Source organism: Streptomyces sp. SCPE 10, assembly GCF_051980735.1.
GTDB lineage: Bacteria > Actinomycetota > Actinomycetes > Streptomycetales > Streptomycetaceae > Streptomyces > Streptomyces misionensis.
In genome coordinates this window covers 1,262,523-1,287,813 of sequence record NZ_CP197069.1, presented here as the reverse complement: position 1 = coordinate 1,287,813, position 25,291 = coordinate 1,262,523, and the positions used below count along the sequence as shown (strand labels likewise).

24 protein-coding genes are annotated in these 25,291 nt (G+C 72.9%); 17 read left to right on the top strand and 7 right to left on the bottom strand.

Features of this window, described 5'->3' with window-relative positions:
* Positions 1–7: 7 nt before the first annotated feature.
* A complete protein-coding gene (locus tag ACSP97_RS06015; RefSeq protein WP_440556653.1) occupies positions 8–2,620 on the bottom strand; it encodes a Pls/PosA family non-ribosomal peptide synthetase in 2,613 nt (870 codons plus the stop codon).
* Positions 2,621–2,832: 212 nt separating this feature from the next.
* On the bottom strand, positions 2,833–3,318 hold the full coding sequence (locus tag ACSP97_RS06010; RefSeq protein WP_440556651.1) for a hypothetical protein: 486 nt from the start codon (positions 3,316–3,318) through the stop codon (positions 2,833–2,835).
* 238 nt (positions 3,319–3,556) lie between these two features.
* On the opposite strand from ACSP97_RS06010, the gene ACSP97_RS06005 reads away from it, so the two are divergent.
* The 8 genes from ACSP97_RS06005 to ACSP97_RS05970 all read left to right on the top strand — a co-directional run bounded on the left by ACSP97_RS06005 (position 3,557) and on the right by ACSP97_RS05970 (position 11,636).
* Positions 3,557–3,892 (top strand): hypothetical protein, encoded by a 336-nt coding sequence (locus tag ACSP97_RS06005; protein WP_358297552.1) that lies wholly within the window; start codon positions 3,557–3,559, stop codon positions 3,890–3,892.
* A 480-nt stretch (positions 3,893–4,372) separates the two neighbouring features.
* Entirely contained in the window at positions 4,373–4,990 is a 618-nt protein-coding gene (locus ACSP97_RS06000) for a TetR/AcrR family transcriptional regulator (RefSeq protein WP_358274602.1), read from the top strand.
* 111 nt (positions 4,991–5,101) lie between these two features.
* A complete protein-coding gene (locus ACSP97_RS05995) occupies positions 5,102–6,331 on the top strand; it encodes a cytochrome P450 (protein ID WP_440556650.1) in 1,230 nt (409 codons plus the stop codon).
* 35 nt (positions 6,332–6,366) lie between these two features.
* On the top strand, positions 6,367–6,561 hold the full coding sequence (locus ACSP97_RS05990; RefSeq protein ID WP_146463065.1) for a ferredoxin: 195 nt from the start codon (positions 6,367–6,369) through the stop codon (positions 6,559–6,561).
* On the top strand, positions 6,558–7,793 hold the full coding sequence (locus ACSP97_RS05985; RefSeq protein WP_391869507.1) for an NAD(P)/FAD-dependent oxidoreductase: 1,236 nt from the start codon (positions 6,558–6,560) through the stop codon (positions 7,791–7,793). Before ACSP97_RS05990 ends, ACSP97_RS05985 begins: the two co-directional genes overlap by 4 nt.
* Before the next feature lie 88 nt (positions 7,794–7,881).
* Positions 7,882–9,765, top strand: a complete 1,884-nt coding sequence (gene dnaK, locus ACSP97_RS05980; RefSeq protein WP_440556647.1) for a molecular chaperone DnaK — start codon at positions 7,882–7,884, stop codon at positions 9,763–9,765.
* 2 nt (positions 9,766–9,767) lie between these two features.
* Entirely contained in the window at positions 9,768–10,226 is a 459-nt protein-coding gene (gene grpE, locus ACSP97_RS05975; protein WP_355153844.1) for a nucleotide exchange factor GrpE, read from the top strand.
* A gap of 177 nt (positions 10,227–10,403) precedes the next feature.
* Positions 10,404–11,636: an MFS transporter gene (locus ACSP97_RS05970; RefSeq protein WP_355153846.1), complete on the top strand. Its 1,233-nt coding sequence runs from the start codon at positions 10,404–10,406 to the stop codon at positions 11,634–11,636.
* Positions 11,637–11,813: 177 nt separating this feature from the next.
* Here ACSP97_RS05970 and pdxR read toward each other — a convergent pair whose 3' ends face one another.
* Positions 11,814–13,238, bottom strand: a complete 1,425-nt coding sequence (pdxR, locus tag ACSP97_RS05965) for a MocR-like pyridoxine biosynthesis transcription factor PdxR (protein ID WP_440556645.1) — start codon at positions 13,236–13,238, stop codon at positions 11,814–11,816.
* Between the two features lie 46 nt (positions 13,239–13,284).
* On the opposite strand from pdxR, the gene ACSP97_RS05960 reads away from it, so the two are divergent.
* The 7 genes from ACSP97_RS05960 to ACSP97_RS05930 all read left to right on the top strand — a co-directional run bounded on the left by ACSP97_RS05960 (position 13,285) and on the right by ACSP97_RS05930 (position 20,531).
* The gene (locus ACSP97_RS05960) at positions 13,285–14,493 is read left to right on the top strand and encodes an MFS transporter (protein ID WP_440556643.1); all 1,209 of its coding nucleotides are present in this window, start codon (positions 13,285–13,287) and stop codon (positions 14,491–14,493) included.
* Between the two features lie 258 nt (positions 14,494–14,751).
* A complete protein-coding gene (locus tag ACSP97_RS05955) occupies positions 14,752–15,369 on the top strand; it encodes a helix-turn-helix domain-containing protein (protein WP_355153852.1) in 618 nt (205 codons plus the stop codon).
* Between the two features lie 99 nt (positions 15,370–15,468).
* Positions 15,469–16,668 carry an NAD(P)/FAD-dependent oxidoreductase gene (locus ACSP97_RS05950; RefSeq protein ID WP_440556642.1) on the top strand — a complete coding sequence of 400 codons (1,200 nt, stop codon included), beginning with the start codon at positions 15,469–15,471 and terminating at the stop codon, positions 16,666–16,668.
* A complete protein-coding gene (locus ACSP97_RS05945; RefSeq protein ID WP_355153856.1) occupies positions 16,665–17,021 on the top strand; it encodes a (2Fe-2S)-binding protein in 357 nt (118 codons plus the stop codon). The genes ACSP97_RS05950 and ACSP97_RS05945 overlap by 4 nt, the downstream gene beginning before the upstream one ends.
* On the top strand, positions 17,018–18,595 hold the full coding sequence (locus ACSP97_RS05940; RefSeq protein WP_440556640.1) for an FAD-dependent oxidoreductase: 1,578 nt from the start codon (positions 17,018–17,020) through the stop codon (positions 18,593–18,595). Before ACSP97_RS05945 ends, ACSP97_RS05940 begins: the two co-directional genes overlap by 4 nt.
* Entirely contained in the window at positions 18,595–19,530 is a 936-nt protein-coding gene (locus tag ACSP97_RS05935; protein WP_440556638.1) for a dihydrodipicolinate synthase family protein, read from the top strand. Before ACSP97_RS05940 ends, ACSP97_RS05935 begins: the two co-directional genes overlap by 1 nt.
* A complete protein-coding gene (locus ACSP97_RS05930) occupies positions 19,530–20,531 on the top strand; it encodes a proline racemase family protein (protein WP_440556636.1) in 1,002 nt (333 codons plus the stop codon). The genes ACSP97_RS05935 and ACSP97_RS05930 overlap by 1 nt, the downstream gene beginning before the upstream one ends.
* Before the next feature lie 100 nt (positions 20,532–20,631).
* On the opposite strand, the gene ACSP97_RS05925 is transcribed toward ACSP97_RS05930, so the two are convergent.
* Positions 20,632–21,461 (bottom strand): IS5 family transposase gene (locus tag ACSP97_RS05925; RefSeq protein ID WP_440558560.1). Its coding sequence is split into 2 segments (ribosomal slippage): positions 20,632–21,149 and positions 21,149–21,461, totalling 831 coding nucleotides; the frame shifts between segments, so codons are not numbered across the junction.
* Positions 21,462–21,542: 81 nt separating this feature from the next.
* Here ACSP97_RS05925 and ACSP97_RS05920 point away from each other — a divergent pair.
* On the top strand, positions 21,543–22,394 hold the full coding sequence (locus ACSP97_RS05920; RefSeq protein WP_355525077.1) for a class I SAM-dependent methyltransferase: 852 nt from the start codon (positions 21,543–21,545) through the stop codon (positions 22,392–22,394).
* 112 nt (positions 22,395–22,506) lie between these two features.
* Here the strand turns inward: ACSP97_RS05920 and ACSP97_RS05915 are convergent, their stop codons facing one another.
* Both ACSP97_RS05915 and ACSP97_RS05910 read right to left on the bottom strand, forming a co-directional pair.
* On the bottom strand, positions 22,507–22,638 hold the full coding sequence (locus ACSP97_RS05915; protein ID WP_435644115.1) for an alpha/beta fold hydrolase: 132 nt from the start codon (positions 22,636–22,638) through the stop codon (positions 22,507–22,509).
* 470 nt (positions 22,639–23,108) lie between these two features.
* Positions 23,109–23,993 (bottom strand): NAD-dependent epimerase/dehydratase family protein, encoded by an 885-nt coding sequence (locus ACSP97_RS05910; RefSeq protein ID WP_440556633.1) that lies wholly within the window; start codon positions 23,991–23,993, stop codon positions 23,109–23,111.
* Here ACSP97_RS05910 and ACSP97_RS05905 point away from each other — a divergent pair.
* Entirely contained in the window at positions 23,961–24,482 is a 522-nt protein-coding gene (locus tag ACSP97_RS05905) for a hypothetical protein (protein WP_440556631.1), read from the top strand. The genes ACSP97_RS05910 and ACSP97_RS05905 overlap by 33 nt on opposite strands.
* Positions 24,483–24,539: 57 nt before the next feature.
* Here the strand turns inward: ACSP97_RS05905 and ACSP97_RS05900 are convergent, their stop codons facing one another.
* The gene (locus tag ACSP97_RS05900) at positions 24,540–24,953 is read right to left on the bottom strand and encodes a hypothetical protein (RefSeq protein WP_355525080.1); all 414 of its coding nucleotides are present in this window, start codon (positions 24,951–24,953) and stop codon (positions 24,540–24,542) included.
* Positions 24,954–25,291 lie beyond the last annotated feature (338 nt).

Sequence of the window (25,291 nt, the reverse complement as noted above, 5' to 3'; positions counted from 1 at the left end):
GCCTTCCTCAACTCACGGTCGCCGCAGCGGCGTTGACGTCTGACGTGACGGGGACGGGGGCGCCCGGCGGGCCGTCGGCCACCGGCATCTCCACCGCCGGGTTGCCGCCCCACCGCGCGTGCGCGGGGACCTCCTCGCCCTTCATGAGGAAGGAGTCGGCGGCCAGCACCGCGCCCTCGCCCATCGTCACGCCGTAGTGGACGTGGGCGGAGACGCCGAGCGTGCAGCCCGCGCCGAGCCTGATGTAGTCGGACTTGAAGGTGCCGTCCTCCTGCGAGTGGCACTGGACCTTGCTGCCGGCGTTGAGGGTGCAGTGGTCGCCGATGACCGCGAGGGTCCGGTCGGTCACGTAGCAGCCGTCGTCGAACACCATGCGGCCCACGCGCACGCCCATCAGCCGCCACACCAGGCTCTTGAAGGGCGTTCCGTTGAAGATGTTCAGCCACTGCGAGGGAACCTTCCACAGCCGCTCGATCTGCCAGAAGGTCCGGTCGTAGATGGAGCACAACTCGGGCCGCAGGCCCCGGAACTTGGTCAGGCAGCGCTCCAGCACGATGTAGTACACGGTGGAGAAGGCGAGCGTCAGCGCCAGGTATCCCGCTATCACCACGTTCCCGACCGTGCCGTACAGGTCCACCGAGGCCAGTGCGATCAGGGTGAGCCCGAAGACGTGCAGCCAGCGCGCGAACAGCATCCAGGCCATCGAGCGCAGGTTGTAGCGGTTCTTCGACCCGAGCCGGCGGCGCAGTTCGTCGCCCTCGCGCAGATGGTCGAACCGGGCGTCGCGGTCGACGGAGCGCGGGATCTCGAAGCACGGTGAACCGAGCAGCCCCACGCCCTGCCGCACCTCGCCGTCCAGCGGGATCATCACCTTGGTCGCCAGGAGGCAGTTCTCGCCGATCCTGGCGCCGGCCGGATAGGCGATGTTGTTGCCCAGGAAACTGCGCGCGCCGATCGACACCCGCGACAGCTTGAACGAGGTGGCGGAGTACTCCGCGTTCATGATCGACAGTCCGTCGGCCACCATGGTGCCCCTGCCGACCGAGACCAGCAGCGGGGTCTCGTGCTGCACCTCGGTGCCGAAGTTCGAGCCGGTCTGCTCCACGCGGGACAGGTCGTATCCGAGGCCGCGCAGATAGTGCACGATGAACGAGCTGTCGCCGAACAGCCACGCGAAGAACTTGATGTTGGTCATGTGGACCGTCACCCGGTGCAGCGCGTAGTGGAAGCCGTAGAGCGGATAGACCCGGTCGGGCCGGATGAACAGCCCCAGCAGCCGCGGCACGGTGTACAGGGCGACCAGCCCCAGAACCAGGAAGCCGACGAACATGACGAGGGAGACCACCACCGCGTCCGACAGCAGGGCCAGCGGCGTCAGCGAGTCCGTGTCCGGGTCGATCCGCTTGTCGAACAGCGGTACCTCGATGCACAGCATGTAGATGCCGCCGACACCCAACGGCACGTAGACGAACAGGAGTTGGATGAGGGTGCCGAAGCCGAACCAGATCCGCCGCAACGTGCCGCACGGGGCGGGCGCGACCCGCGCGTAGTCGGTCCGCGTCGGCTCCGCCGGAGATCCGTGCCAGCGCTGGCCGGCCGGGACCGACTGGCCCCGGTGCAGTGCCGAGGCGTGCCCGAGCTGCGCCCCGTCACCGATCGAGGTGTCGATGTCCAGGGTGGTCTTCTCCCCGACGAACACGTCCCGGCCGATGGTGACCGGGCCGGTCTGGATGCGTCCCGCGTGGGCCCGGTAGGCGAGCAGGAAGCAGTCCTTGCGGATCACCGTCCCGGCGCCGATGGTCACCAGGTCGGTGCAGACGGGGAGGGTGTGGGAGAGGATCGTGACCCCCTTGCCGATCCGCGCGCCCAGGGCCCGCAGATACAGCACGTACAGCGGGGTGCCGGCGAGGAAGATCATCGGGTTCGCGTGCAGTAGCACCTTGACCAGCCAGAAGCGCATGTACGCGAGGCCCCAGACGGGGAACTCGCCCGCCTTCCAGCGGCCGACCAGCACCCACTTCGCGAGGACGGGGAACGCGCACAGGGCGACGAACCCGGCGCCGCCGAACACCAGTGACCGCAGGTAGGTGTCGGCGATGCCCGAACCGTCGGAGACCCACTCGTAGCCGGTGGCGGTGACCAGTCCGGAGACGAGGGAGTAGCCGAGGAAGACCAGCAACTGGAAGGTCCCGCACAGGAAATGGATCAGCCGGCCGGCCCGCGTGACCGGCTCGGGCGCTACGGCGGGTGCCGCCGGTGCCGGACGGGACGGGGCCGTCGGCGCGGCCGGCGCGCTCGGCGCGGCCGGCGCGGGAGCGGCCGGGGCGAGGGCCTGGGCCAGGCTGCGGATGGTCGGATACCGGTAGATGTCCCGCATGGACGGGGACGGCAGATCCGGCCGTTTGCGGACCCGGGCGCAGAACTGGGCCATGACCAGGGAGTTGGCGCCGAGGTCGGTGAAGAAGTGGCTGTCCAAGGGGACGTGTTCGGCTTCGACGAGCTCGGCCAGCGCATCCGCGAGTCTGCTCTCGGTCTCTGTTCCGTCCGGGCCGGCGCCGCTCACGGTGAGGGCTGGTGCGTCCGGCCCGCTTATATCGATCTCGGAGGACTGCTCCACCATTCGATCTCCTGGAGAACGTTGTGGATCGCTGATGCACATACCTGATCAACAACCGCCAATTCAGTGTGGACAGGGCACCGTAAGCCTGTCATTTCGAACCAATCGCCCGACTCGCCGGGAACGCCCGACAGAACCGTTTTCCTTGGCTGTTCGGGGCCTGGCGGGCCCTGCGGATCACCCGAATGGGCGTTCACTCGTGCGGCAGGGGGATGTCAGTAGCGCAGGGTCGTGCCGACGACCGCCCGTACCTCGCCGTGCAGCGGGTGGTTGCCGTGTGCGGTGCCCTGACCGGTGGCGCGGGGGGCCACGTTCCCGATCAACACCACGGCCACGTCCAGCAGATTGCCGGCGCGGTCGGTGAAGTCGACCTGGACGGCGAAGGACTTGGCGGAGCCCGCGGTGTTGCGGGCGGTGACCCTGGTCGCGGCCCGGCCGCCGCCGCCGAGGGTGACGGCGCCGAGGCGCACCTCGTTCCTGGCGTCCACCCCGCCCCTGGCCGCGGCGATGCCACGCTCGGCCTCGGCCCCGGCCTCGGCGAACGCGTCGCCGGCGTCCCGGGCGGCGCGCGAGGCGGCGGCGGAGGCGACCGGGCCCGTGGGTCCGGCGGAGCCCGGAAGGCCGGGGGCGCATCCGGCCGTCACGACCGTGGCCAGGGCCAGCGCCGCGCCGACCGCACCCCGCCTGCCGTGCCCTGCCATGCGTGACTCCCGTGCGCTCGAAGCGATGCGTTCCCCTCAGTGAAGGGAGGGCGGCCGGGCCTCGCACACCGGGTGCGACACCCGGCCGAAACCGGCACCCGAAAGGGCCCCCGAACGCCGCTGAACAGGCGATCCGCCCGGTACGGGCGCCTTCGCCGGGCGGTCCGGGGCGGTCTGTCGGATAGTGGGGAAGGGACCATGTCCCAGGCAGCAGCCCGTCCCGGCACAGGAGGCCCGGATGCCCTCTTCACGGTCGCTGGCCGCGCTCACCGGCATCGCACTGCTCGGCGTCGCGCTCACCGCCTGCCAGGACCAGGCGTCCGGCCAGATCGTGGCCCGGCGCGACGGACGCATCGTGCAGAACCTCACGAACCCGCCGAGCCATGGATGCCACCGCTTCCCCGAGGGCGTCACCCAGGTCACCAACCAGACCCAGAGCAGCCTCCTGCTGTACCCGACGCCCGACTGCACCGTCCCCGAGGGCGGCCAGAGCGTGTTCCTGGACATCGGGGCGACGGACCAGGTCGCGACGTCGGCCGAGCAGTGGAACAGCTTCTCCTTCGCGCCGGAGTGACCCGAGGGTCTTTTGCTCCGTCACGGTCGAGCGGCTGACACAGCCGCCGCCGGGAGCGCCTCGACCACAAGGCACTCCCGAAAGACAACACCTGATGCATTCCGTGCAGTTCGCCGCGCAGTCGTCGTCGGACGGCATCGTCGAGCGCGACTTCGCCGTGGGCGACATCCCCGGCGTCCTCTGGTCGCCCCAAGCCGGTTCCCGCCGTGCGCCCCTGGTGCTGACGGGGCACGGCGGCGGCACGCACAAGAAGTGGCCCGGCATGGTGGGCCGCGCCCACCGTCTCGTGACCGCCGGCGGATTCCACGTCGCCGTCATCGACGCGCCCGGTCACGGCGAGCGGCCCCGCACCCCCACCGACGAGCGGGATGTCGCGGTCCTCCCGGTCGGGCGCCGAAACCCGTACGCGGAAGGGGCGGACAGGATCCGGCCACCTCGGGTAAAGCTTCACCCCGACGGGCGCAGACGGAGGGAGCACCGGTGGCCGAGACGTTCAAGCGCCGCGCGCCGAGCCAGTGGGGCGAGGGCGCGGTCCTGAAGGAGGAGATCCTGGCGGCCGCCGCGCGGCTGCTGGCCGAGTCGGGCCGGGAGGAGGCGCTGTCGCTGCGCGCGGTCGCCCGGGAGGTCGGGATCTCCGCGCCCAGCGTCTATCTGCACTTCAAGGACCGCTCGGAACTGGTCGCGACCGTCACGCTCCGGGCCTGCGAGAAGCTCGTCGCGGAGCTGCGCGAGACCCGGGTGCGCGCGGCGGACCGCGGACCCCGCGAGGCCCTGCGGACGATGGGCCGGCGGTATTGCACCTTTGCGCTGGAGAACCCCCGGCGCTACCGGCTGATGTTCGGCGTGGAGCGGATCACCGGACCCCGCGAACAGGGCGCCGGGCATCCGGTGACGCTGGTGCTCGGGGCCTGGGAGGAGGCGCTGGCCGCGCTCCCGCCCCCGCCCCGGGGCCGGATGGACGGCAGCCAGGACGCTTTGCTGCTGTGGTCCGCGCTGCACGGCATCGTCACCATCGCCATGGCCCTGCCCTTCGAGGCCGACCCGGACGGCCTCGCGCGCCGCGCCGACGAACTGCTCGCCCGCATCGTGGCCGGATAGCGACGGCGAACCCTTCGGCACCGTTGACGCGTCCACCACGCTCCCTAAAGTTGCCTGAAGCACCTAACACTGTTAGGAGTGTTGGGTGGTCCCTCTGCCGAGGAGGCAGGTATGACCGAGACAGTCGAGCACGCGCCGGCCGCGCTGCCCGAGCACCCCATGCCCCGCGCCGCCGGATGCCCCTTCGACCCTCCCCCCGCCCTGCGGGACCTCCAGGCCCGGCGGCCGGTCTCCCGGGTGCGCATCTGGGACGGCAGCAGCCCCTGGCTGATCACCCGCCACCAGGACGTGCGCGCCCTGCTCGGCGATCCGCGCGTCAGCGCCGACCCCAGGCGCCCCGGCTACCCCCATCGCACCGCCGCGACCAGGGCGCGGGACCAGGTCCGCAGCAGCTTCATCACCCTTGACGACCCCGAGCACGCCCGGCTGCGCCGCATGGTGACGGCCCCCTTCACGATCAAGAAGATGGAGGCCCTGCGGCCGTCCGTGCAGCGCATCGTGGACGACCTGATCGACCGGATGCTCGCCGGCCCCAAACCCGTCGACCTGGTCGAGGCGTTCGCGCTGCCCGTGCCCAGTCTGGTGATCTGCGCCCTGCTCGGTGTGCCCTACGCGGACCACGACTTCTTCCAGCGCAACACCCAGGTCCTGGTGCGCCGTACCTCGACCGAGGACGATATGCGCACCGCGAACGAGGCGCTCACCGCCTACCTGGACGACCTGCTGGCCGCCAAACAGGCCGAGCCCGAGGACGACCTGCTGTCCGTGCTCGCCGTGCAGCGCGTGGCGACCGGCGAACTGACCCGCCGTCAAGCAGCCGACATGGGCGTGCTGTTGCTCGCGGCCGGGCACGAGACCACCGCCAACATGATCGCGCTGGGCACCCTCGCGCTGCTGGAGAACCCGGACCAGCTCGCGCCGCTGCGCGACGGCGCGGACCCCGGGCAGGTCGCCGCGGCCGTCGAGGAACTGCTGCGCTACCTCAACATCACCCACTCCGGGCGGCGCCGCGTCGCGCTGGAGGACATCGAGATCGGCGGCGAACTGATCCGCGCGGGCGACGGCATCATCTTCGCCAACGAGATCGCCAACCGGGACCCGGACGCCTTCCCCGACCCCGACCGGCTCGACCTCGGCCGCGACGCCCGCCGGCACGTCGCCTTCGGCTACGGCGTCCACCAGTGCCTCGGCCAGCCGCTGGCCCGCATCGAGCTCCAGGTCGTCTACAGCACCCTCTACTCCCGCGTCCCCACCCTGGCGCTGGCGACCGGCATCGACCAACTGGAGTTCAAGCACGACGGGTTCGTCTACGGCGTCTACGAACTCCCCGTCACCTGGTAGCAGTCGCACTCCGAGCGAAACGAGGACAACAGACCATGCGTGTGGAAGTCGATCAGCCCAAGTGCGTCGCGTCCGGGCAGTGCGTCCTGGTGGCTCCCGAGGTCTTCGACCAGGACGACGACGGCATCGTGGTGCTGCTGGACACCGAACCCGGTGCCGAACACGAGGAGGCCGTACGGGAGTCGGCGGCCATCTGCCCGGCCGCCGCGATCCGGCTGGTCCAGGAGTGACGGCCGCGCCCCCGCGCCGCATCGTCGTCGTGGGTGCCTCGGCGGCCGGCCTGTCGGCCGCCGAGGCCCTGCGCCGCCAGGGCTACGACGGCTCGCTGACCCTCGTCGGCCGCGAACCCCACCCGCCCTACGACCGCCCGCCGCTGTCCAAGCAGATCCTGGACGGCAGCTGGGAGCCCGAACGGGTGCGGCTGCGCCGCCCGGACGACCTGGAGGCCCTCGGTCTGGACCTGCGGCTCGGCGTCCCCGCCGCCGCGCTCGCCCCGGCCGCGCGCACGGTCACGCTCGCCGACGGCACGGAACTCGGCTACGACGGCCTGATCATCGCCACCGGGGTCCGGCCGCGCCGGCTGCCCGGGTGCGGCACCCCGGGCGTGCACGTCCTGCGTGACCTGGAGGACGCCCTCGCCCTGCGCGAGCGGCTGGCGGCCGGCGGCCGGCTGGTCGTGCTGGGCGCCGGGTTCCTCGGCGCCGAGGTCGCCTCCGCCGCCCGGTCCCTCGGCGCGGCCGTCACCCTCGTCGAGCCGTCCCCCGTGCCGCTGGCCCACGCCGTCGGGCAGCAGGTCGGCGCGCACCTGGCCCGGCTCCACCGCGAGCACGGCGTGGACCTGCGCACCGGCACCAAGGCCACCGGGATCACCACCGAGGCGGGCCGGGCCACCGGGGTCAGGCTCGACGACGGCACCACGGTCGCGGCCGACGACGTGCTGGTCGCCATCGGCTCGCAACCCAACACCGACTGGCTGCACGGCAGCGGCCTGGCGGTGGGCGACGGCGTGGAGTGCGACCGGTACAGCGCCGCGGCGCCCGGCATCTACGCCGCGGGGGACGTGGCCCGCTGGCACAACCCGCTGTTCGGCACCACGATGCGCGTCGAGCACCGTACGAACGCCGCCGAGCAGGGCATGACCGCCGCCCGCAACCTCCTCGACCCGCAGCGCGCCAGGCCGTTCGCCCCGGTGCCCTACTTCTGGTCCGACCAGTACGGCCTCAGGATCCAGGCCTTCGGACACCTCCGGGGCCACGACGAGGCCCAGGTGGTCGAGGGCGACCCGGCCGACGGCCGCTTCCTGGTCGCTTACCGCAAGGGGGACCGGCTCACCGGAGCACTCGGCGTGGGCATGCCCCCACGCGCCCTGCGCCCATGGCGCGCGGCGATCGCGGCGGCGGCCGACTGGCGGACGGCGCGGGCCGGTTCCCCGGACGGCGCAGCGGAGCCGACACGGGCTTGACAGCAGGCGACTCAAGTTTTATTCAGGCTCTATAGGCAAGGGGGTTCGGGGAACACGGTGGGGGAGCGACGAGTCTAGGAGGTCCGCCATGGCGCGTTCGGTCGGTATCGACCTGGGGACGACCAACTCGGTGGTCTCGGTCCTGGAGGGCGGCGAACCCACCGTCATCACCAACACGGAGGGCGCCAGGACCACGCCGTCCGTCGTGGCGTTCGCCAAGAACGGCGAGGTCCTGGTCGGCGAGGTGGCCAAGCGGCAGGCCGTGACCAACGTGGAGCGCACCGCGCGCTCCGTCAAGCGGTACATGGGCGATCACTCCTGGCGCTTCCCCGACCAGGGTGACATCGACGGCAAGCGCTACACCGCCCAGGAGATCTCCGCCCGGGTGCTTCAGAAGCTGAAGCGGGACGCGGAGGCATACCTCGGCGAGGACGTCACCGACGCGGTGATCACCGTACCGGCCTACTTCGACGACGCGCAGCGGCAGGCGACGAAGGAGGCCGGGGAGATCGCCGGCCTGAACGTCATGCGGATCATCAACGAGCCGACCGCCGCCGCGCTCGCGTACGGGCTGGACAAGGAGAACGACCAGACGGTCCTCGTCTTCGACCTGGGCGGCGGCACCTTCGACGTGTCGCTGCTGGAGATGGGCGACGGCGTCATCGAGGTGAAGGCCACCAATGGCGACACCCACCTGGGCGGCGACGACTGGGACCAGCGGGTGGTCGACCACCTGGTGCAGCAGTTCAAGAACAACTACGGCGTCGACCTCGCCAAGGACAAGATGGCCGTGCAGCGGCTGCGGGAGGCGGCGGAGAAGGCGAAGATCGAGCTGTCCTCCTCCACGGAGACCACGATCAACCTGCCCTACATCACCGCGTCCGCCGAGGGCCCGCTGCACCTGGACGAGAAGCTGACCCGCGCCCAGTTCGAGCAGCTGACGGCGGATCTGCTGGACCGCTGCAAGGGGCCGTTCCACAACGCGATCAAGGACGCCGGGATCCAGGTGTCCGGCATCGACCACGTGGTGCTGGTGGGCGGCTCCACACGGATGCCCGCCGTCTCCGCGCTGGTGCGGGAACTCACCGGCAAGGAACCGCACAAGGGCGTCAACCCGGACGAGGTCGTCGCCATCGGCGCCTCGCTCCAGGCCGGTGTCCTCAAGGGCGAGGTCAAGGACGTCCTGCTGCTCGACGTCACCCCGCTGTCCCTCGGCATCGAGACCAAGGGCGGCATCATGACCAAGCTGATCGAGCGCAACACCACGATCCCCACCCGCCGTTCGGAGATCTTCACCACCGCCGAGGACAACCAGCCGTCGGTGTCCATCCAGGTCTTCCAGGGCGAGCGCGAGATCGCGGCCTACAACAAGAAGCTCGGCATGTTCGAGCTGACCGGTCTGCCGCCCGCCCCGCGCGGCGTCCCGCAGATCGAGGTGGCCTTCGACATCGACGCCAACGGGATCATGCACGTCTCCGCCAAGGACCTCGGCACCGGCAGGGAACAGAAGATGACCGTCACCGGCGGCTCCGCCCTGCCGAAGAACGACATCGACCGGATGGTCCGCGAGGCCGAGCAGCATGCCGAGGAGGACCGGCGGCGTCGTGAGGCCGCCGAGACCCGCAACCAGGCCGAACAGCTCGTCTACTCCACCGAGAAGCTCATCCGGGAGAACCCCGAGCGGATCTCCGCCGAGGCGAGGCAGGAGACCGAGGCGGCGCTGACCGAGCTGAAGGCGAAGCTCAAGGACGAGAACGCGGACACCGCCGCGATCCGCCAGGCCACGGACCGGGTGGCGCAGTCCGCCCAGAAGATCGGCACGGCGCTGTACGAGCAGTCGCGCGCCGAGGGCCAGACGGCGACGGGCACCGCCGGGTCCGGCGACTCGGGCGGCTCCGCCTCCGGTGGCCGCGCCGACGACGAGGTGGTGGACGCCGAGATCGTGGACGACGACAAGCCGGTGGCGGGCTGACGATGGACGAGGGCCGGCTGGACACGGAGCCCGCGCGACTGCGCGATCTGCTCCGGGAGCGCACGGCCGACCTGCAACGGGTGAAGGCCGAGTACGACAACTACCGCAAGCGGGTGCACCGGGACCGGATGGCCGTTCGGCAGATCGCGGCGGCCAACGTCCTGCGCACCCTGCTGCCCGTGCTGGACGCCGTGGACCGCGCCCGCGAGCACGAGCCGCCGACGCCGGGTCTGAAGGACATCACCGAGACCCTGTGCACCCAGCTTGGTGCCCTGGGCCTGGAGGCCTTCGGCGAGGAGGGCGACCCCTTCGACCCGGCCTGCCACGAGGCCCTCGTCCACCATGCCCGCGCGGACGCCACCCGGCTGACCTGCACCAAGATCCTCCGCCCCGGTTACCGCGCCGGCCCCCACCTGCTACGCCCGGCCACGGTGGAGGTCACCGGACCGCCCCCGGTCTGAGCCCGCCCGGCCCGTGCCCGCGCCCTCGCGAAAAAATGACCACGGCCCGCCGGGCACCCGGGGCTATCCTCAACTCCGGTCTCCGGGCGGAGCGTTGACGGCGATCGGCGCCGCGCCGCCGAGTCTCCTCGCCGAGCGGTGACCGCGTCCGCGCTCACTCGCCCGCACTGGAGACACATGCTCGCCCCGTACCGCCGGCTGTTCGCCGCCAAGGGAGCCCTCGGCTTCACCGCGACCGGCTTCCTGGCCCGGCTCGCCCTGTCCATGTCCGGGGTCGGCACCGTGGTGATGATCGCCGCCGTGCGCCACTCCTACGCGCTGGCCGGCGCGGTGGGCGGCGCCGCCCTCGCGGCCACCCTGGTGACGATCCCGCTGCTCGGCAGGCTGGTCGACCGCTACGGACAGGCCCGTACGGCCGTACCGGCGGCCCTGTGGTCCTCGCTCATGTCGGCGGCGCTGGTCGTCTGCGTGGCCACCGGCGCGCCCACCTGGACCCTGTTCGTGACCAACGTGCTGTCCGCCACCGCGCCGAACGTCGGCGGCATGGCACGGGCGCGCTGGGCCGAACTGTACGGCGACGACGACCGCATGCACGCGGCCAACTCGTTCGAGCAGGTCCTGGACGAGCTGTGCTTCGTCCTCGGCCCCGTCGTCGTGGTCGCGCTGGCCACCGGCGTCGCCCCCGAAGCGGGCCGGGTGGCGCCGCTGGTACTGACCCTGGCCGGCACCGTCCTGTTCTGCCTGCAACGCGGCACCGAGCCGCCGGTCCGGCGCGCCGACCCCTCGGCCGGAGGCTCCCCGCTCGCCAACCGGGGCCTCCAGGTGATGATCGTCGTCTTCCTCTTCACCGGTTCGCTCTTCGGCTCCCTCGAAGTGGTCACCATCGCCTTCACCGACTCCCTGGGCCACAAGTCCTCGGCCGGAGTGGTGCTGGCCCTGCAAGCGGTCGGCTCCGCGCTGTCGGGACTGCTCTTCGGGCTGCTCACCCCGCGCGGTTCCGGCCCGGCCCGGTTCCTGCTGGGCGTCGGGGGCATGGCGCTGCTGATGCTCCCGCTGACGCTCGCCACCGGCATGGCCGCGCTGATCCCGCTGATGTTCATCGCCGGCATGGCCACCTCACCGACCATGATCACCGGCATGGGCCTGGTCCAGGAACTGATCCCGCGCGCCCGGATCAACGAGGGCATGACCCTGGCGGTGACCGGCCTCCTCGGCGGCTCCTCCCTCGGCAGCACGCTGGCGGGCTGGGCGGTGGAACGCTTCGGCGCCGCCGCCGGCTACCGGCTGCCCGTCGCCGCCGCCGCCCTGGCCCTCCTGACCGCCGTCACCGGCCTCGGCCGCCTCCGCGCCACCCTCGCCCCACCCACCTCCCTGACCACCGGCAACGCCGAAGCACGGCAAGGGACTTGACCGAGCCCGCGCCCTGTTAGCGTGCGCGCATGGAAGACCTGGGAGCCGTGTCCTGGGTTCCCGAGCGGTGGCCCGGGAGCTTCGTCGTCGATCCCGGCCCCCGCACCCGCCCTCCGGTTGAGGTGTCCGGGCCGCCGGGGGCGGCCGGCCCTCCGGGCGTGGGCCGCCTGCCGGGGGTCAGCTCCGGGCCGGTGCGCCGCGGCCGGTGAGCAGGTCGCCGACCGCGGCGATGCCCGCGGTGACGGCACGCTCGCCCACGTTGCCGAAGCCCAGGACGAGTCGGGGCGGGGCGGGTGTCCGCGAGGCGCGGCAGGCACCCATGCCGTAGAGGCCGACGCGGCGGGCGCGGGCGGCGCCGACGACCGTCTCCTCGTCGGCCCCCTCGGGCAGGTGGGCCACCGCGTGGAAGCCGGCGGCGAGGCCGGTGACGGCCACCCCGGGGGCGTGCTCGGCGACGGCGGCCAGCAGCGCGGCGCGCCGTGCCGCGTAGGCCGTCCGCATCCGCCGCAGATGCCGGTCGAAGCGGCCCGACTCGATCATCCGGGCGAGGGCCAGCTGGTCGAGGACGGGCGAGCCGCGGTCGCTGACGTGTTTGAGCGACACCAGCGTGTCCGTGAGCGCGGGCGGACACAGCAGCCAGCCCATCCGCAGCGCCGGCGCCAGGGACTTGCTGACGGTGCCGATGGAGACGACCCGGTCCGCCGCGAGCCCCTGGAGGGCCCCGACCGGTTCCCGGTCGTAGCGGAACTCGGCGTCGTAGTCGTCCTCGACGACCACACCGTCCCGCGCCGCCGCCCAGGCGATCAGGGCCCGCCGCCGCTCGGGACCCAGCACCACCCCGGTCGGCCACTGGTGCGCCGGAGTCACGACGACCGCACGGGCGCCGGTGGCCGCCAACGCCGCCACGTCGACGCCCTGTTCGTCCACCGGCACCGGGACCGCGTCGAGTCCCGCGGCGGACGCGGCCGCCCGGACGGTGGCGGGGGAGCCGGGGTCCTCGTAGGCGACCAGGCGCACCCCGTGGCGCGCGAGGGCCCGCAGCGTCAGCGACAGGCCCTGGGCGTATCCCGAGCAGACGACGGTGTGCTCCGGGTCGGCCGCCGCCGCGCGTACCCGCCGCGCGTACCCGGCGACCACCTCCCGCAGCACCGCGTCGCCCCGCGGATCGCCGTAGTCCCACCGCGCCACCGGCATCCGCCGGGCCGCCTCCCGCAGCGCCCACATCCAGTCGGACAGCGGAAAGGCACCGAGGTCCGGTACGCCCCAGCGGAAGTCCGCGAGCAGCGACGGCCGTTCGGCGGGCGGCGACGACGGCACGGGCGGCGGGCAGGCACCGGCGGCCACCCGGGTGCCGGAGCCCACCCGCGCCACCAGATAACCCTCGGCGCGCAGTTGGGCGTACGCCTCCTGCACCAGGCCCCTCGACAGCCCGAGCGCGGCGGCGAGTTCACGCGAGGGCGGCAGCCGCTCGCCCACCCGCAGCCGACCGGTGCGGACCGCCTCGCGCACCTGGCGCTCCACCTGGGCCCGCAGCGGCTCACCGCTGTCACGGTCGAGCGCGACGAGCAACTCCGTCGGCGCATTGGACCACTCGGGAGACATGGAATTGGAGCTTACCGGTGAGCTGGTTCGTTCCTAGAGTCCGGCCATGACCTCCACCCAGCCGCGGCGCCCGGCCTCGCCGAAGGGCCGCCCCACGGACCGACCCCCGCTGGTGACCCGCCCGTTGCTGCTCCGCTTCGTGAGCCTGATCGGCGGGTCGGCGAGCTACTACCTCCTGCTGTCGGTCGTCCCCCTCTACGCCACCCGCTCCGGGTCCGGCGGCAACGGCGCCGGGGCGACCACGGGCGCCCTGATGCTGGCCACGGTCGTCGGCGAGTTCGCGGCGCCCTGGTTCATCGCACGCTTCGGCCACCGGGTCACCCTCGGCGCGGGCCTGTCGCTGCTCGGCGCGCCCGCCTTGGCCCTGACCCTGTACTCCGGCATCGGCTGGATCACGGTGGTCTGTCTGCTGCGCGGCGCGGGCTTCGCCCTGACGGTCGTGGCGGGCGGAGCGCTGACCGCCTCCCTGATCCCCGACGCCCGCCGGGGCGAAGGGCTGGCACTGGTCGGCGTCGTGTCGAGCGTGCCCTCGCTGCTGGGACTGCCCCTGGGCGTGTGGCTGGTCTCCCGGGTGGGGTACGGACCGGTGGGCGTGGCCGCCGGCGCCTGCGCCCTGCTGGCGATCCTGTCGGTGCCGGGGCTGCCCGAGCGGGAGGCGGCGGCCGGACCCCGGATCGGCATCCGCGACGGCCTGCGCGACCCCGCCCTGGTCCGGCCCGCCGCCCTGTTCGCGGTCACGGCGCTGGCCGCCGGGATCGTGGTGACCTTCCTGCCGCTCGCCGTGCCCTCCGGATCGGCCGGGGTGGTGGCCGTGGCCCTGTTCGTGCAGCCCGCCGGGGCGACCGCGGCCCGCTGGGTGGCCGGCCGCCAGGGCGACCGCAAGGGACCGTCCCGGCTGGTCGTGCCGGGGCTCGCCGTCTCCGCCGCGGGCATGCTCGTCACGGCGTACACCCACAGCGCCGTCGCGGTCGTCTGCGGTGTCGCCCTCTTCGGCATCGGCTTCGGCGTCACCCAGAACGCCACGCTGACTCTGATGTACAAGCGGGTCCCCCGGTCCGGGTACGGCACCGTGAGCGCCCTGTGGAACATCGCCTACGACGCGGGCATGGGCGTCGGCGCCGTGGGCTTCGGCCTGCTCGCCCAATGGGCCGGGTACTCCTGGGGCTTCGCCTGCACCGGCGCACTGATCGCCCTCACCCTGCTGCCGGCGTGGCGGGACCGTGCCGCCGACCGGAGCACGGCCCTCACCCCCTGAGGTGAATCCGGCGCGTCCCGCGCAGGTGACCGCGCGCGGCGGGAGCCGGGCGGTCGAGCCGGCGAGGCTCCGCGTCGCTCGCGCGGCACACCGACGTCGCCCGGCGCCGTCGGCCGGCCCCGCCGCGCGCCCTCGCCCGACCCCGTACGGCGGAGATGGTGCGGCGCCCGACCATGCCCGATCCTGATCCCTGTAGCGAACGCGACCCCGAGGATGTTCGTACGCTATACCGAACAGAAGTGGAAGGGTAGGGGTGAGATGGTGAGCGTCTCCGAGGGTTCGGTCCGGCGCATGCTGGCGGCCAACCTGAGACGGGCCAGGACCCGGCGGGGGCTGTCGCTCTCCGAGCTGTCCAGGCGGTCGAAGATCGGCAAGGCGACGCTGTCGCAGCTGGAGTCCGGGACGGGCAATCCCACGATCGAGACGGTGTTCAGCCTGTCCCGGGTGCTGGAGGTGCCGATCTCGGACCTGCTGGACGCGCGGCCGGCCGGCGAGCTGACGGTGGTGCGGGCCGCCGAGACGGAGGTGCTCAGCGGCGAGGGCGTCGATCTGCGCCCGCTCCAGCGGATCGAGTCGGGCGACGCCGTGATCGAGATCTTCGACCAGCGGGTGCGGGCCGGGTGCACCCAGGAGTCGCTCGGCCACGTGGGAACCGAGCACACCGTCGTGCAGGCCGGCCGGCTCGGGGTGCGGGTGGAGCGGGAGGAGGTGGAGCTGGGCCCCGGCGACTACGTGCGCTTCGACGCCGCGCGGCCGCACGGCTACACGGCGCTGGACGGCGAGGTCCGCTCGGTCCTGCTGCTCCAGTACCGGGCGGAGCAGCGGCTCCACCTGTCCGACCCGGGACTCGGCGGCACCCACCCGGCGGCGGAGTAGCCCGCCGCGGCGGACTACTGCCCCCCGCGCCACCGTTGACAGACCCCGTGCCCGGTTTTACGTTTTCCGTCGTTCGCTATACCGAACGGAGACGGTTCGATGTACAGAACACGGGCGGTGGTGATGGGCGCCGGGATCGTCGGCTGTGCCTGTGCCCGCGAGCTGGCGCTGGCCGGGTTCGACGTCACCGTCGTCGAACGCGCCGCCGCCGCCTCGGCCACCACGGCGCACGGCGAGGGCAACGTCCTCGTCTCCGACAAGGGGCCGGGCCCCGAGCTGGAACTCGCCCGGCTGTCCCGGACGTTGTGGCCGCGGGTGCTGGCGGCCGTCGCCGAGCGGAACGCGCACGCGGCACGGGCGGTGGAGTGGGAGCCCAAGGGCGGCATCGTCGTGGCGACGACCGACGCCGGCGCCCGCGAGCTGACCCGCTTCGCCGCCGCCCAGCGCACCGCGGGCGTGCACACCGAGGACCTCGACGCCGACGCGCTCGCCACGGCCGAGCCGTACCTCACCCGCGAAGCCGCCGCCGCGGTGCACTACCCCGAGGACGCCCAGGTGCAGCCGGCCGCCGCGGCGGCCGCGCTGCTCACCGAGGCCCTCGCGGCGGGCGCCTCCCTGCGCACGGACTGCGAGGTGTTCGGCGCGGTCACCCGCGGCGGCCGGATCACCGCGGTCCGCACCTCGGCCGGCCCCCTGGAGGCGGACTGCTTCGTCAACGCCGCGGGCCCCTGGGCCGGCGAACTGGCCAGGCGGCTGGGCGTCCCCGTGGACATCCGGCCCCGGCGCGGCGACGTCCTGGTGACCACACCGCTGCCGCCGACGGTCTTCCACAAGGTCTACGACGCGGACTACGTGGGCGCGGTCGGCAGTGGCGCGGCCGACCTGCAGACCTCGGCGGTGGTGGAGTCCACCCGCGCCGGCACCGTGCTCATCGGCTCCTCCCGCCGCCGCGTCGGGTTCGACGACCGGCTGCGTCCCGAGGTCCTCTCGGCCGTCGCCGCCACGGCGCTGCGCCTGTTCCCGGCGCTGGCCGCCGTCCCGGTGATGCGCGCCTACGGCGGCTTCCGCCCCTACGTCCCCGACCACCTGCCGGTCATCGGCGCCGACCCGCGGCTGACCGGCCTGTGGCACGTCGGCGGCCACGAGGGCGCCGGCATCGGCCTGTCGGTGGGCAGCGCACGGCTGCTGCGCCAACTGCTGCTCGGCGAGCCGACGGACATGGACACGACCCCGTTCCGGGTGGACCGCCCGGCCGTGCTCGGCGAGCACACCCGCACCACCAGGGAGGAGACGGCATGAGCCCCAGACGCGTCCGCGCCGAGTGCGACGGCGTCGGACGGCAGGACCGGCCGCTGCGCTTCACCGTGGACGGCGAACCCGTCGACGGCATCGAGGGCCAGACCATCGCGGGCGCCCTGCTCGCCGCCGGCCGCCTGGCCTGGCGGCAGGGCCGCTCCGGCGCCCCGCGGGGCGTCTTCTGCGGCATCGGCGTCTGCTTCGACTGCCTGGTGACCGTGGGGGAGGAGCGCGACGTCCGCGCCTGTCGCCGCCGGGCCCGCGACGGCGACGTGGTCACCACCCAGAGCCGGTGCCCCGACCCCGGCGACGCGAACCGGCGGCACCCCGCCCCACCGGCCGAGGAGGACAGATGAGCACGCGCCATGTGGCCGTGGTCGGCGCGGGACCCGCGGGCCTCGCCGCGGCGGAGGCCGCGCTCGCCGCCGGCGCCCGGGTCACGCTGCTCGACTCGGCCGACCAGCCCGGCGGCCAGTACCACCGCATGCTGCCCGAGCCCTACCGGGCCACCCGCCCCGAACGGCTGCAGCACGGCTGGCGGGCCTTCGACCGGCGGCGCCGCCGGGTGCTCGGCCACCCGCGCTGCGCCTGGTGGCCCGAGACTTCGGTCTGGGCCCTGGAACGCCCGGCCCCGGACGAGCCCGGGGTGCCACGGGTGCACCTGCTGCGCGGTCCGGCCGACGGCGGCGCCCGCGGTCGCCTGGTCCTCGACCCCGACGCGCTGGTGCTCGCCGTGGGCGCCCACGACCGCGTACTGCCCTTCCCCGGCTGGGAGTTGCCCGGCGTGTTCACCGCGGGCGCCGCGCAGGCGCTCGCCAAGGGCGAACGGGTCGTCGTCGGGGACCGGGTGGTGGTCGCCGGCACCGGACCCTTCCTGCTGCCGGTCGCCGCCTCCCTGCTGGAGGCCGGCTCCCGGGTGCTGGAGCTGCTGGAGGCCAACCCGGCGGGCACCGTGGCCCGCGGCTGGGCCCGGCGCCCCTGGCAGCTGGCGGCCCACGGCGGCAAGACCGGCGAACTCGCCGAGTACGCCGCCTTGTTGCTCCGGCACCGGGTGCCCTTCCGGGTCGGCCGCACCGTCGTGGCGGCGCGCGGCGACGGCCGGGTGGAGGAGGTCGTCACCGCACGGCTGCGCCCCGACTGGTCGGTGGTGCCGGGCACCGAACGCACGGTCGCGGTCGACGCGCTCTGCGTCGGCCACGGCTTCAGCCCGCAGCTCGAACTGCCGGTGGCCGCCGGATGCGCGCTGCGCGGCACGCCCGGCGCCGAGTTCGTGGCCGTCGACGACGACCAGCGCACCAGCTGCCCCGGCGTGTACGCGGCCGGTGAGATCACCGGGGTCGCGGGCGCCCCGGCCGCGCGGGCCGAGGGCGCGCTCGCCGGATGGCTGGCGGCCGGCGGCGCTTCGGACGCCCCCGCGCTGCGCCCGCTGCGGCGCGCCCGGGACCAGGGCCGCGCCTTCGCCGCACGGCTCGCCGAGGCACACCCCGTCGGCGCCGCGTGGTTCGGGTGGCTGCGCCCCGACACGGTCGTCTGCCGCTGCGAGGAGACCGACTACGCCTCGCTGTGCCGGGCCGCCGGGAACGCGGCCGGCCGCGGCTCCCACATCGGCAAGCTGGAGACACGGGCCGGCCTCGGCCCCTGCCAGGGCCGGATCTGCGGCCCCACGGTCGCCCAGCTCACCGCCCGGCTGACCGGCCGCCCCGCCGAGGGCGCACCGACGGCCGGCTCCCGGCACCCGGGGACCGGTTCCCGGCATCCGACGTCCGTGACCCAGCACCCGCCGACCGGATCCCGGCACCCGGCGTCCGGCGGCCCGCACCACCGGCCGATCGCCCAGCCCATCCGGCTCGGCGAACTGGCCGCCGCCCCCGAACCCGTCCCCGACCGGTCCACCTCCCGCACCCGACACCCGAAGACGGAGCAGAGTTGATGAGCGACACCGAGAAGCAGCGGCACGCGACCCTCGGCGGCGTCGTGGTGGCCACCGCGCTGCCCTACCGCGAGGACGCCTCCGCCCCCGCCAGCCTGGCCGTCGACTACGACCGGTACGCCGAGCACTGCCGCTGGCTGGTCGCCAACGGCTGCCACGGCGTCGGCCCGAACGGCTCCCTGGGCGAGTACTCCTCGCTGACCGACGAGGAGCGCCGCCGGGTGGCCCGTACGGCGATCGAGGCGGTCGGCGACTCGGGGACCGTGGTCGTCGGGGTGCACGGCGTCGGCTCCCACCAGGCCCGGCAGTGGGCCGAGGCGGCGGCCGAGGACGGCGCCGACGGCGTGCTGTGCCTGCCGCCGACCATGTACCGCGCCAACCGCGGTGAGATCCTCGCCCACTTCGAGGCCGTCGCCTCCGTCGGCCTGCCGGTGATGGTCTACAACAACCCCATCGACACCAAGGTCGACCTGACCCCGGACCTGCTCGCCGAGATCTCCTGGATCGACAACGTCGTCGCCGTGAAGGAGTTCTCCGGTGACGTCCGGCGCGTCCTGGAGATCCGTGAGCAGGCCCCCGGCCTGGAGGTGATCAGCGGCGCCGACGACGTCGTACTGGAGAGCCTGCTGATGGGCGCCACCGGCTGGTTCGCCGGCTTCCCGAACGTCTTCCCCGCGGAGTCGGTCCGCCTGTACGAGCTGGCGGTGGCCGGGAAGGTGGAGGAGGCCCGCGCCCTCTACGAGCCGCTGATCGCGGCCTTCCGCTGGGACTCGCGCACCGAGTTCGTCCAGGCCATCAAGCTCGGCATGGAACAGGTCGGCCGGTTCGGCGGGCCCTGCCGTCCGCCGCGCGGCGCGCTGACCGAGCGGATGCGCGAGCAGGTGAAGGCCGACATGGCCCGCGCCGTCGACGCCCTCGGCAAGCGGGCCGGCTGATGCGGTCCGTCCGTACGATCAGCGCTGTCGATTCGCACACCGAGGGCATGCCCACCCGCGTCGTCACCGGCGGCGTGGGACCGGTCCCGGGCGACACCATGGCCGAGCGGCGCCGCCACGCCGTGCGGCACCTGGACGAGCTGCGCCGCTTCCTGGTCGACGAGCCGCGCGGGCACGCCGCGATGAGCGGCGCCATCCTCCAGCCGCCGACCCGCCCGGACGCCGACTGGGGTGTGCTGTACATCGAGGTCAGCGGCTTCCTGCCGATGTGCGGACACGGCACGATCGGGGTGGCCACCGTCCTGGTGGAGACCGGGATGGTGGCGGTCACGGAACCGGAGACCGTGGTACGCCTGGACACGCCCGCCGGGCTGGTCGAGGCCCGGGTCGCGGTCCGCGACGGCCGCGCCGAGCGGGTCACCCTGCGCAACGTGGAGTCGTTCGCGCTCGAACTGGACGCCACGGTGAAGGTGCCGGGCGTCGGGGACGTGCGCTACGACATGGCCTACGGCGGCAACTTCTACGCCATCGTCGAACTCGACCGGCTGGGGCTGCCGTTCGACCGGGCGCACAAGGAGGAGATCCTCGCCGCCGGTCTCGCCGTCATGCGGGCGGTGAACGAGCGGAACCGGCCGGTGCACCCGGTGGATCCGCACATCTCCGGCTGCAAGCACGTGCAGTTCCTGGCCTCGGACTCCACCGCCCGGCACTCCCGCAACGCCATGGCCATCCACCCGGGCTGGTTCGACCGCTCGCCGTGCGGCACCGGCACCTCGGCCCGGATGGCCCAGCTGAACGCGCGGGGCCAACTGCCCCTGCACACCGAGTTCGTGAACGAGTCGTTCATCGGCACCCGGTTCACCGGCCGGCTGGTGGCCGCCGCGGAGGTAGGCGGAATGCCCGCCGTGGTACCGGAGTTCTCCGGCCGGGCGTGGATCACCGGCACGGCGAACTACCTGCTCGACCCGAGCGATCCCTTCCCGCACGGATTCGTGCTCTAGAGCGTGTCTCTTTGTACGAGGTCGTCCATGGGTTGATCTTCGCGCAGGGGCAAGAGCCATCGGGTGGGCTCACGGCTATCAGTTCGGCTACGGAGCTGGCTCACCTGCGGGCCCGGATGAGGATGGCGGCGAGGTGAAGTGCGGCCTGATAAGCGATGGCGAGCTTGTCTGTCCGCAGGGCCAGGCCGCGCCACTGCTTGAACCGGTTGATGCATCGCTCGACCGCGTTGCGCTGCTTGTATGCCTCGGCGTCGAAGGTCGGCGGACGGCCGCCGGCGCGACCTCGCCGCAGACGGTGACCAACCTGATCGGACGGTTGCGGAATGACGGCACGGATCCCTCGGTGGCGCAGGTGCCCACGGATCGCGCGGGACGAATACGCGCGATCTGCCAGGACGGCCTCTGGGCGGGTCCTCGGTCTACCACGTCCGCTTCTCGGAACGCGGATGCCGGCCATGACGGCCTCGAAGGCCGGTGCGTCGCCCGCCTGGCCTGCGGTGACGTGGAGGGCCAGTGGTCGTGCATGGCTGTCGCTTGCGAGATGAACTTTCGTGCTCAGGCCGCCGCGGGAGCGTCCGAGGCCGTGATCGTCTGGTTCGGCGCGATCGGAAGCCCCTTTTTCCTGGCTCCGGCGGCATGTTGATGGGCCCGGCAGACGGTGGAGTCCACCGACACGGTCCAGCCGATGTCGTCGCTTTCATCGGCCGCTGCCAGGACTGCGGCCAGGATCCGTGCCCAGGTGCCGTCCACGGCCCACCTGATCAACCGTTTGTGAGCGGTCTTGAAGGAGCCGAGCTCCTCCGGCAGGTCGCGCCAGGGCGAGCAGGTGCGGTACTTCCACGCAATGGCCTCCAGCGTGCGGCGGTGGTCGGCCCACCGTCGCCCACGGACCGGATCGGCCGGCATCAACGGCTCGATCCGGCCCCACATCGCGTCAGTGATCACTAACCGGACAGACACATCCGATCAACTGACCAACCCATCAAAAGAGACACGCTCTAGGCTGACGCGGTGACTGATGAACAGGAACAGGTGCAGCCGTCGGGAGTGTGGGCCACGGCGGTGGGGGTGGCCCGGGTGCGGGCGCTGGAGACCGAGCGGGAGAACGCGCTGTTCCGCGACCCACTGGCACAGGCCTTCGCCACCGCCGGCGGCCTATGGCCCTCCTCGCCGCCGCTGCCCGATGACGAGGCCGCGCGCCGCCGCCGGCTGGCCGTGTCGTTCTCCATCGTCATCAGGACGAAGTTCCTCGACGACCTGTTGCAGCAGGCCTCCGCGTCCGGGGTCCGGCAGGTCGTGCTGCTCGGCGCCGGCATGGACAGCCGGGCCTTCCGGATGGACTGGCCCGAGGGCACTCGCCTGTTCGAGGTCGACACCGCCGTGCCACTGGACTTCAAGGCTTCGGTGCTGCGCCAGGAGCAGGCCGTCGCACGCTGCGAGCGGATCACCGTCGCGGTAGATCTGCGTGAGGACTGGCCAGGCGCGCTGGCCGCCGCAGGGCACGACCCGGCGGCGCCGACCGTGTGGATCGCCGAAGGACTGCTGATCTATCTGCCGGAGGACGCGGTGGAGCTGCTGCTGGCCCGGATCAGCGCGCTGTCGGCGGCAGGCAGTCGGATGGGGCTGACGTTGGGCTCGCGCGGCGTGATCGAGCGCTTCGGCGCGGACGCCGTGCCGGGATCGGCGGCGTCCATGTGGGTCTCGGAGATGCCCGACGACCCGGTGGGCTGGCTGGCCGGGCACGGCTGGGAGGCCAGCTGCCACACCCTGCGCGAGCGTGCTGCCACCTACGGCCGCCCGATCAGCACCCCGCCGCAGCGCGAGGAACAGCCCGGCGGACTGATCTCGGCTGTCCGCCGGTAGAGCCCCTCCAGGCGGATCAGGTGGGAGACGTCTTCGGGGTGGGCGGCGGCCCAGGCGAAGGCGACCATGGAGCCGATGTCGTGGCCGGCCACGGCCACGGGGCCGGTGAGGTTCAGGGCGGTGAAAATGCCTCGTATGTCGTCGGCCTGGTTGGTCTGGCGTAGCCGTCCTCGGGCCGATCACTGTCGCCGGTGCCGCGCAGATCGGGTACGACGACGGTGTGGTTCTGGGCGAGGTCGGGCATGACGCGGGCCCAGGCGCGTGAGGTCTGGGGCCCGGGCCTCTCGTTTGGATCAAGCCGGGCTCGCGGGGCCCGGCACGCGCATCTGCCGCGTTGTCGTCAGTCGCCGACTCCCCCACGCTCGGCTTCACTCGCGCGGGGGCACCCCCATCGCGTCGACTCCCTCCTCCGCCTTGCATCTGCACGCACCGGGCCCCGCTCCCTGATCCGGCCTGATCCAAACGAAAGACCCTAGCCGTGGAGCAGGATCAGGACCGGTCCGCTGCCGCCGACAGCGACCGAGAGGCGGGTGCGGTTGGTGTCGATCTGCTGCACGGTAAAGCCGTCGGGAAGCCAGTCGGCAGTGCTCATGACAGGGGCCTTTCGTCGAAGAAATGGTCGAGCAGGTGTGCTGAGTGAAAGGCTGTATCGAGGCGCTTCGGGGTGAAGGGCTGCGCCACCGCAGGTGACGCGTAGCGGTGGCGAAGTCGTGGTTACCCTGCGGGGGTGGCCAGGCGGCGCAGGCGTTCTTCACCGATCATGGCCAGCATGTCGGTGTGCTGGGGCTGCCAGCCCAGGTCCTGCTGTGAGCGGACGGCGCGGATGCGGCCTGAGACGGCCATGATGAGAGCGCCGAATTCGCCCCACACGTCGGCGGCCTCCTGGGGGGTGAGGCTGCGTGCCTCGACGCCGAGGTCGGCGGCGACGCGTTCGGCGATCCAGCGGTTGGGGGTCTCTCCGGCCACGGCGTGGTACAGCCCGCCGGGCCGGCCCTTTTCCTGGGCGAGGGAGAACAGGCGGGTCACGTCGTCGATGTGGACGTGGCTGTAGGTGTTCAGCCCTTCGCCGATGTAGCAGGCCGCCCCTGTCGCGGCGACCGACTGGTAGACCATCGACACGTGGCCGTGATCGCCGGGCCCCCAGATCAGACCGGGCCGGATGACCATCGCGCGCAGGCCGTCCTGGGCGGCGGCCCGGACGGTGACCTCGGCGGCCTTGCGATAGGCGGCCAGGGGTTCGGGCGTGACCGGGTCGTCCTCGGCGAAGACGTCCGGGCTCCAGGCGCCCGCGGTGCGCTGTGCCAGCACCCCATTGCCGGACAGGAAGAGCAGCGTCTTGTCCGTGCCGGTCAGGGCCCGGATGAGGTCCTGGACGGTCGCGGTCTCCTGCTCCGGTCCGGCCTGGGCGGCGTAGATGACCGTGTCGGCGGCCCGGGCCGCCTCGATGACGGTGGGGCGGTGCTCGTCCAGGTCGCCTGCCACGGGGGTGATGCTCTGGGAGGCGAGGGTTGCGGCGGCGCTCTTGGTGCGGGCCAGGCCGGTGACCGTGTGGCCTTCGGAGGACAGGTGCCGGGCGAGGGCGCCGTCGGCCTCGGGCACGCCGGCTATCGGGCCTACCGGGACAAGCGCCACGCCGAGCAGCGGCCGCTGCCCGGGCTGACCGAGGTCCTCCAGCCGGAGTGGGCGGCCCGCCTGCCCGAGCACGGCATCACGGGCCTGCTGCGGGAGCTGGTGGTGACCGTCCACGCCGACACCGGCGACGGCGGCGGGCCGTTCCGCTGGGACCGCGCGGTCCGCGGCGTGCTGACGGGCCTGCTGCGCCTCGACATAAAAACGTCCGACAGGCAGCCCTGGTCGGTGTACGTCGACCTGGATGAGGTCCGCGTCCTGGACGCCACACTCTGGACCCAGTCCTGGACACAGGCCCGCTGCTGGCCCGCGCGGTCCTCGAAACTCGTCGCAGCGGACGCCGCGGCCGGCCTGCCGCTGGCCGACCGCCTGCGGGCGTGGCCGAGGATCGCCCAGGCGGACGCAGGAGTGCACGACTGGGTGCTCGCCGCCCACCTGGCCGCGCCCGCCGTCCGTTGACGCCGGGGCAGAGGGCCCGATCACATGACCATGGCCAGGAACGTCACAAGCAGTGCGTCATCTTGGCCTGCGGCGCAGGCTGTGGGCGAGAAGCGGAACGGCCAAGAGGAACAGAGCGCCTTCGACGGCGAGGCTGGCCAGTCCGAGCGGCTCGGTCCAGTTGCCGACGTCGTCCCTGTAGTGGGGCAGGCCCGGCCCCCGGGAGAGGATGTAGCCCAGTACGGGTCCGGCGGCGACCCCTGCCGCCAGCAGCCATCCCGCCCGGACGCAGCCGGCCAGGAGCAGCGCCGCGGCGACCGCGGCCGCGATCTCGAGGACGTGGTAGGCGATGCCGATGTAGTAGGGGTCCCTGGTGGCGGTGATGCCGCCTTGGTCCACGACATGGACGCCGGCCACCACGAGGCACAGCAGCGCTCCTGCCCACCTGGGCGCCCAACCGGCCCCGGGCGGTTCCACAGTGTGGCCCGACATACGATGGTCCCCTTTTTGTCCACGTCGGCGCGACCGGTCAGGGGCCCTTCTGCCGATGTGGTCCCTGAGGCGGCTCGAGTGATGCGTCCGCATCGGTTCGGAGCGAGGTAACAGCTCTTTCCCGGACGCACCGGGTACGTCGAGGGCAGCGGAACTGCACTCTCGCTCATGTACCCACCTCTACATCTCGAGCCGTCACACTGCTCGTTGAGTTACTGCAGACTGGTGGTGGCCTGGTATCGGGCCGACCGAGACGGACGGCAGCGGTGGAATAGGTCGGGGATGTGAGGTGGAAACAGCCAGACGTCTTCCGAAGCCGTGCCCCGCAGGCCTTGGAT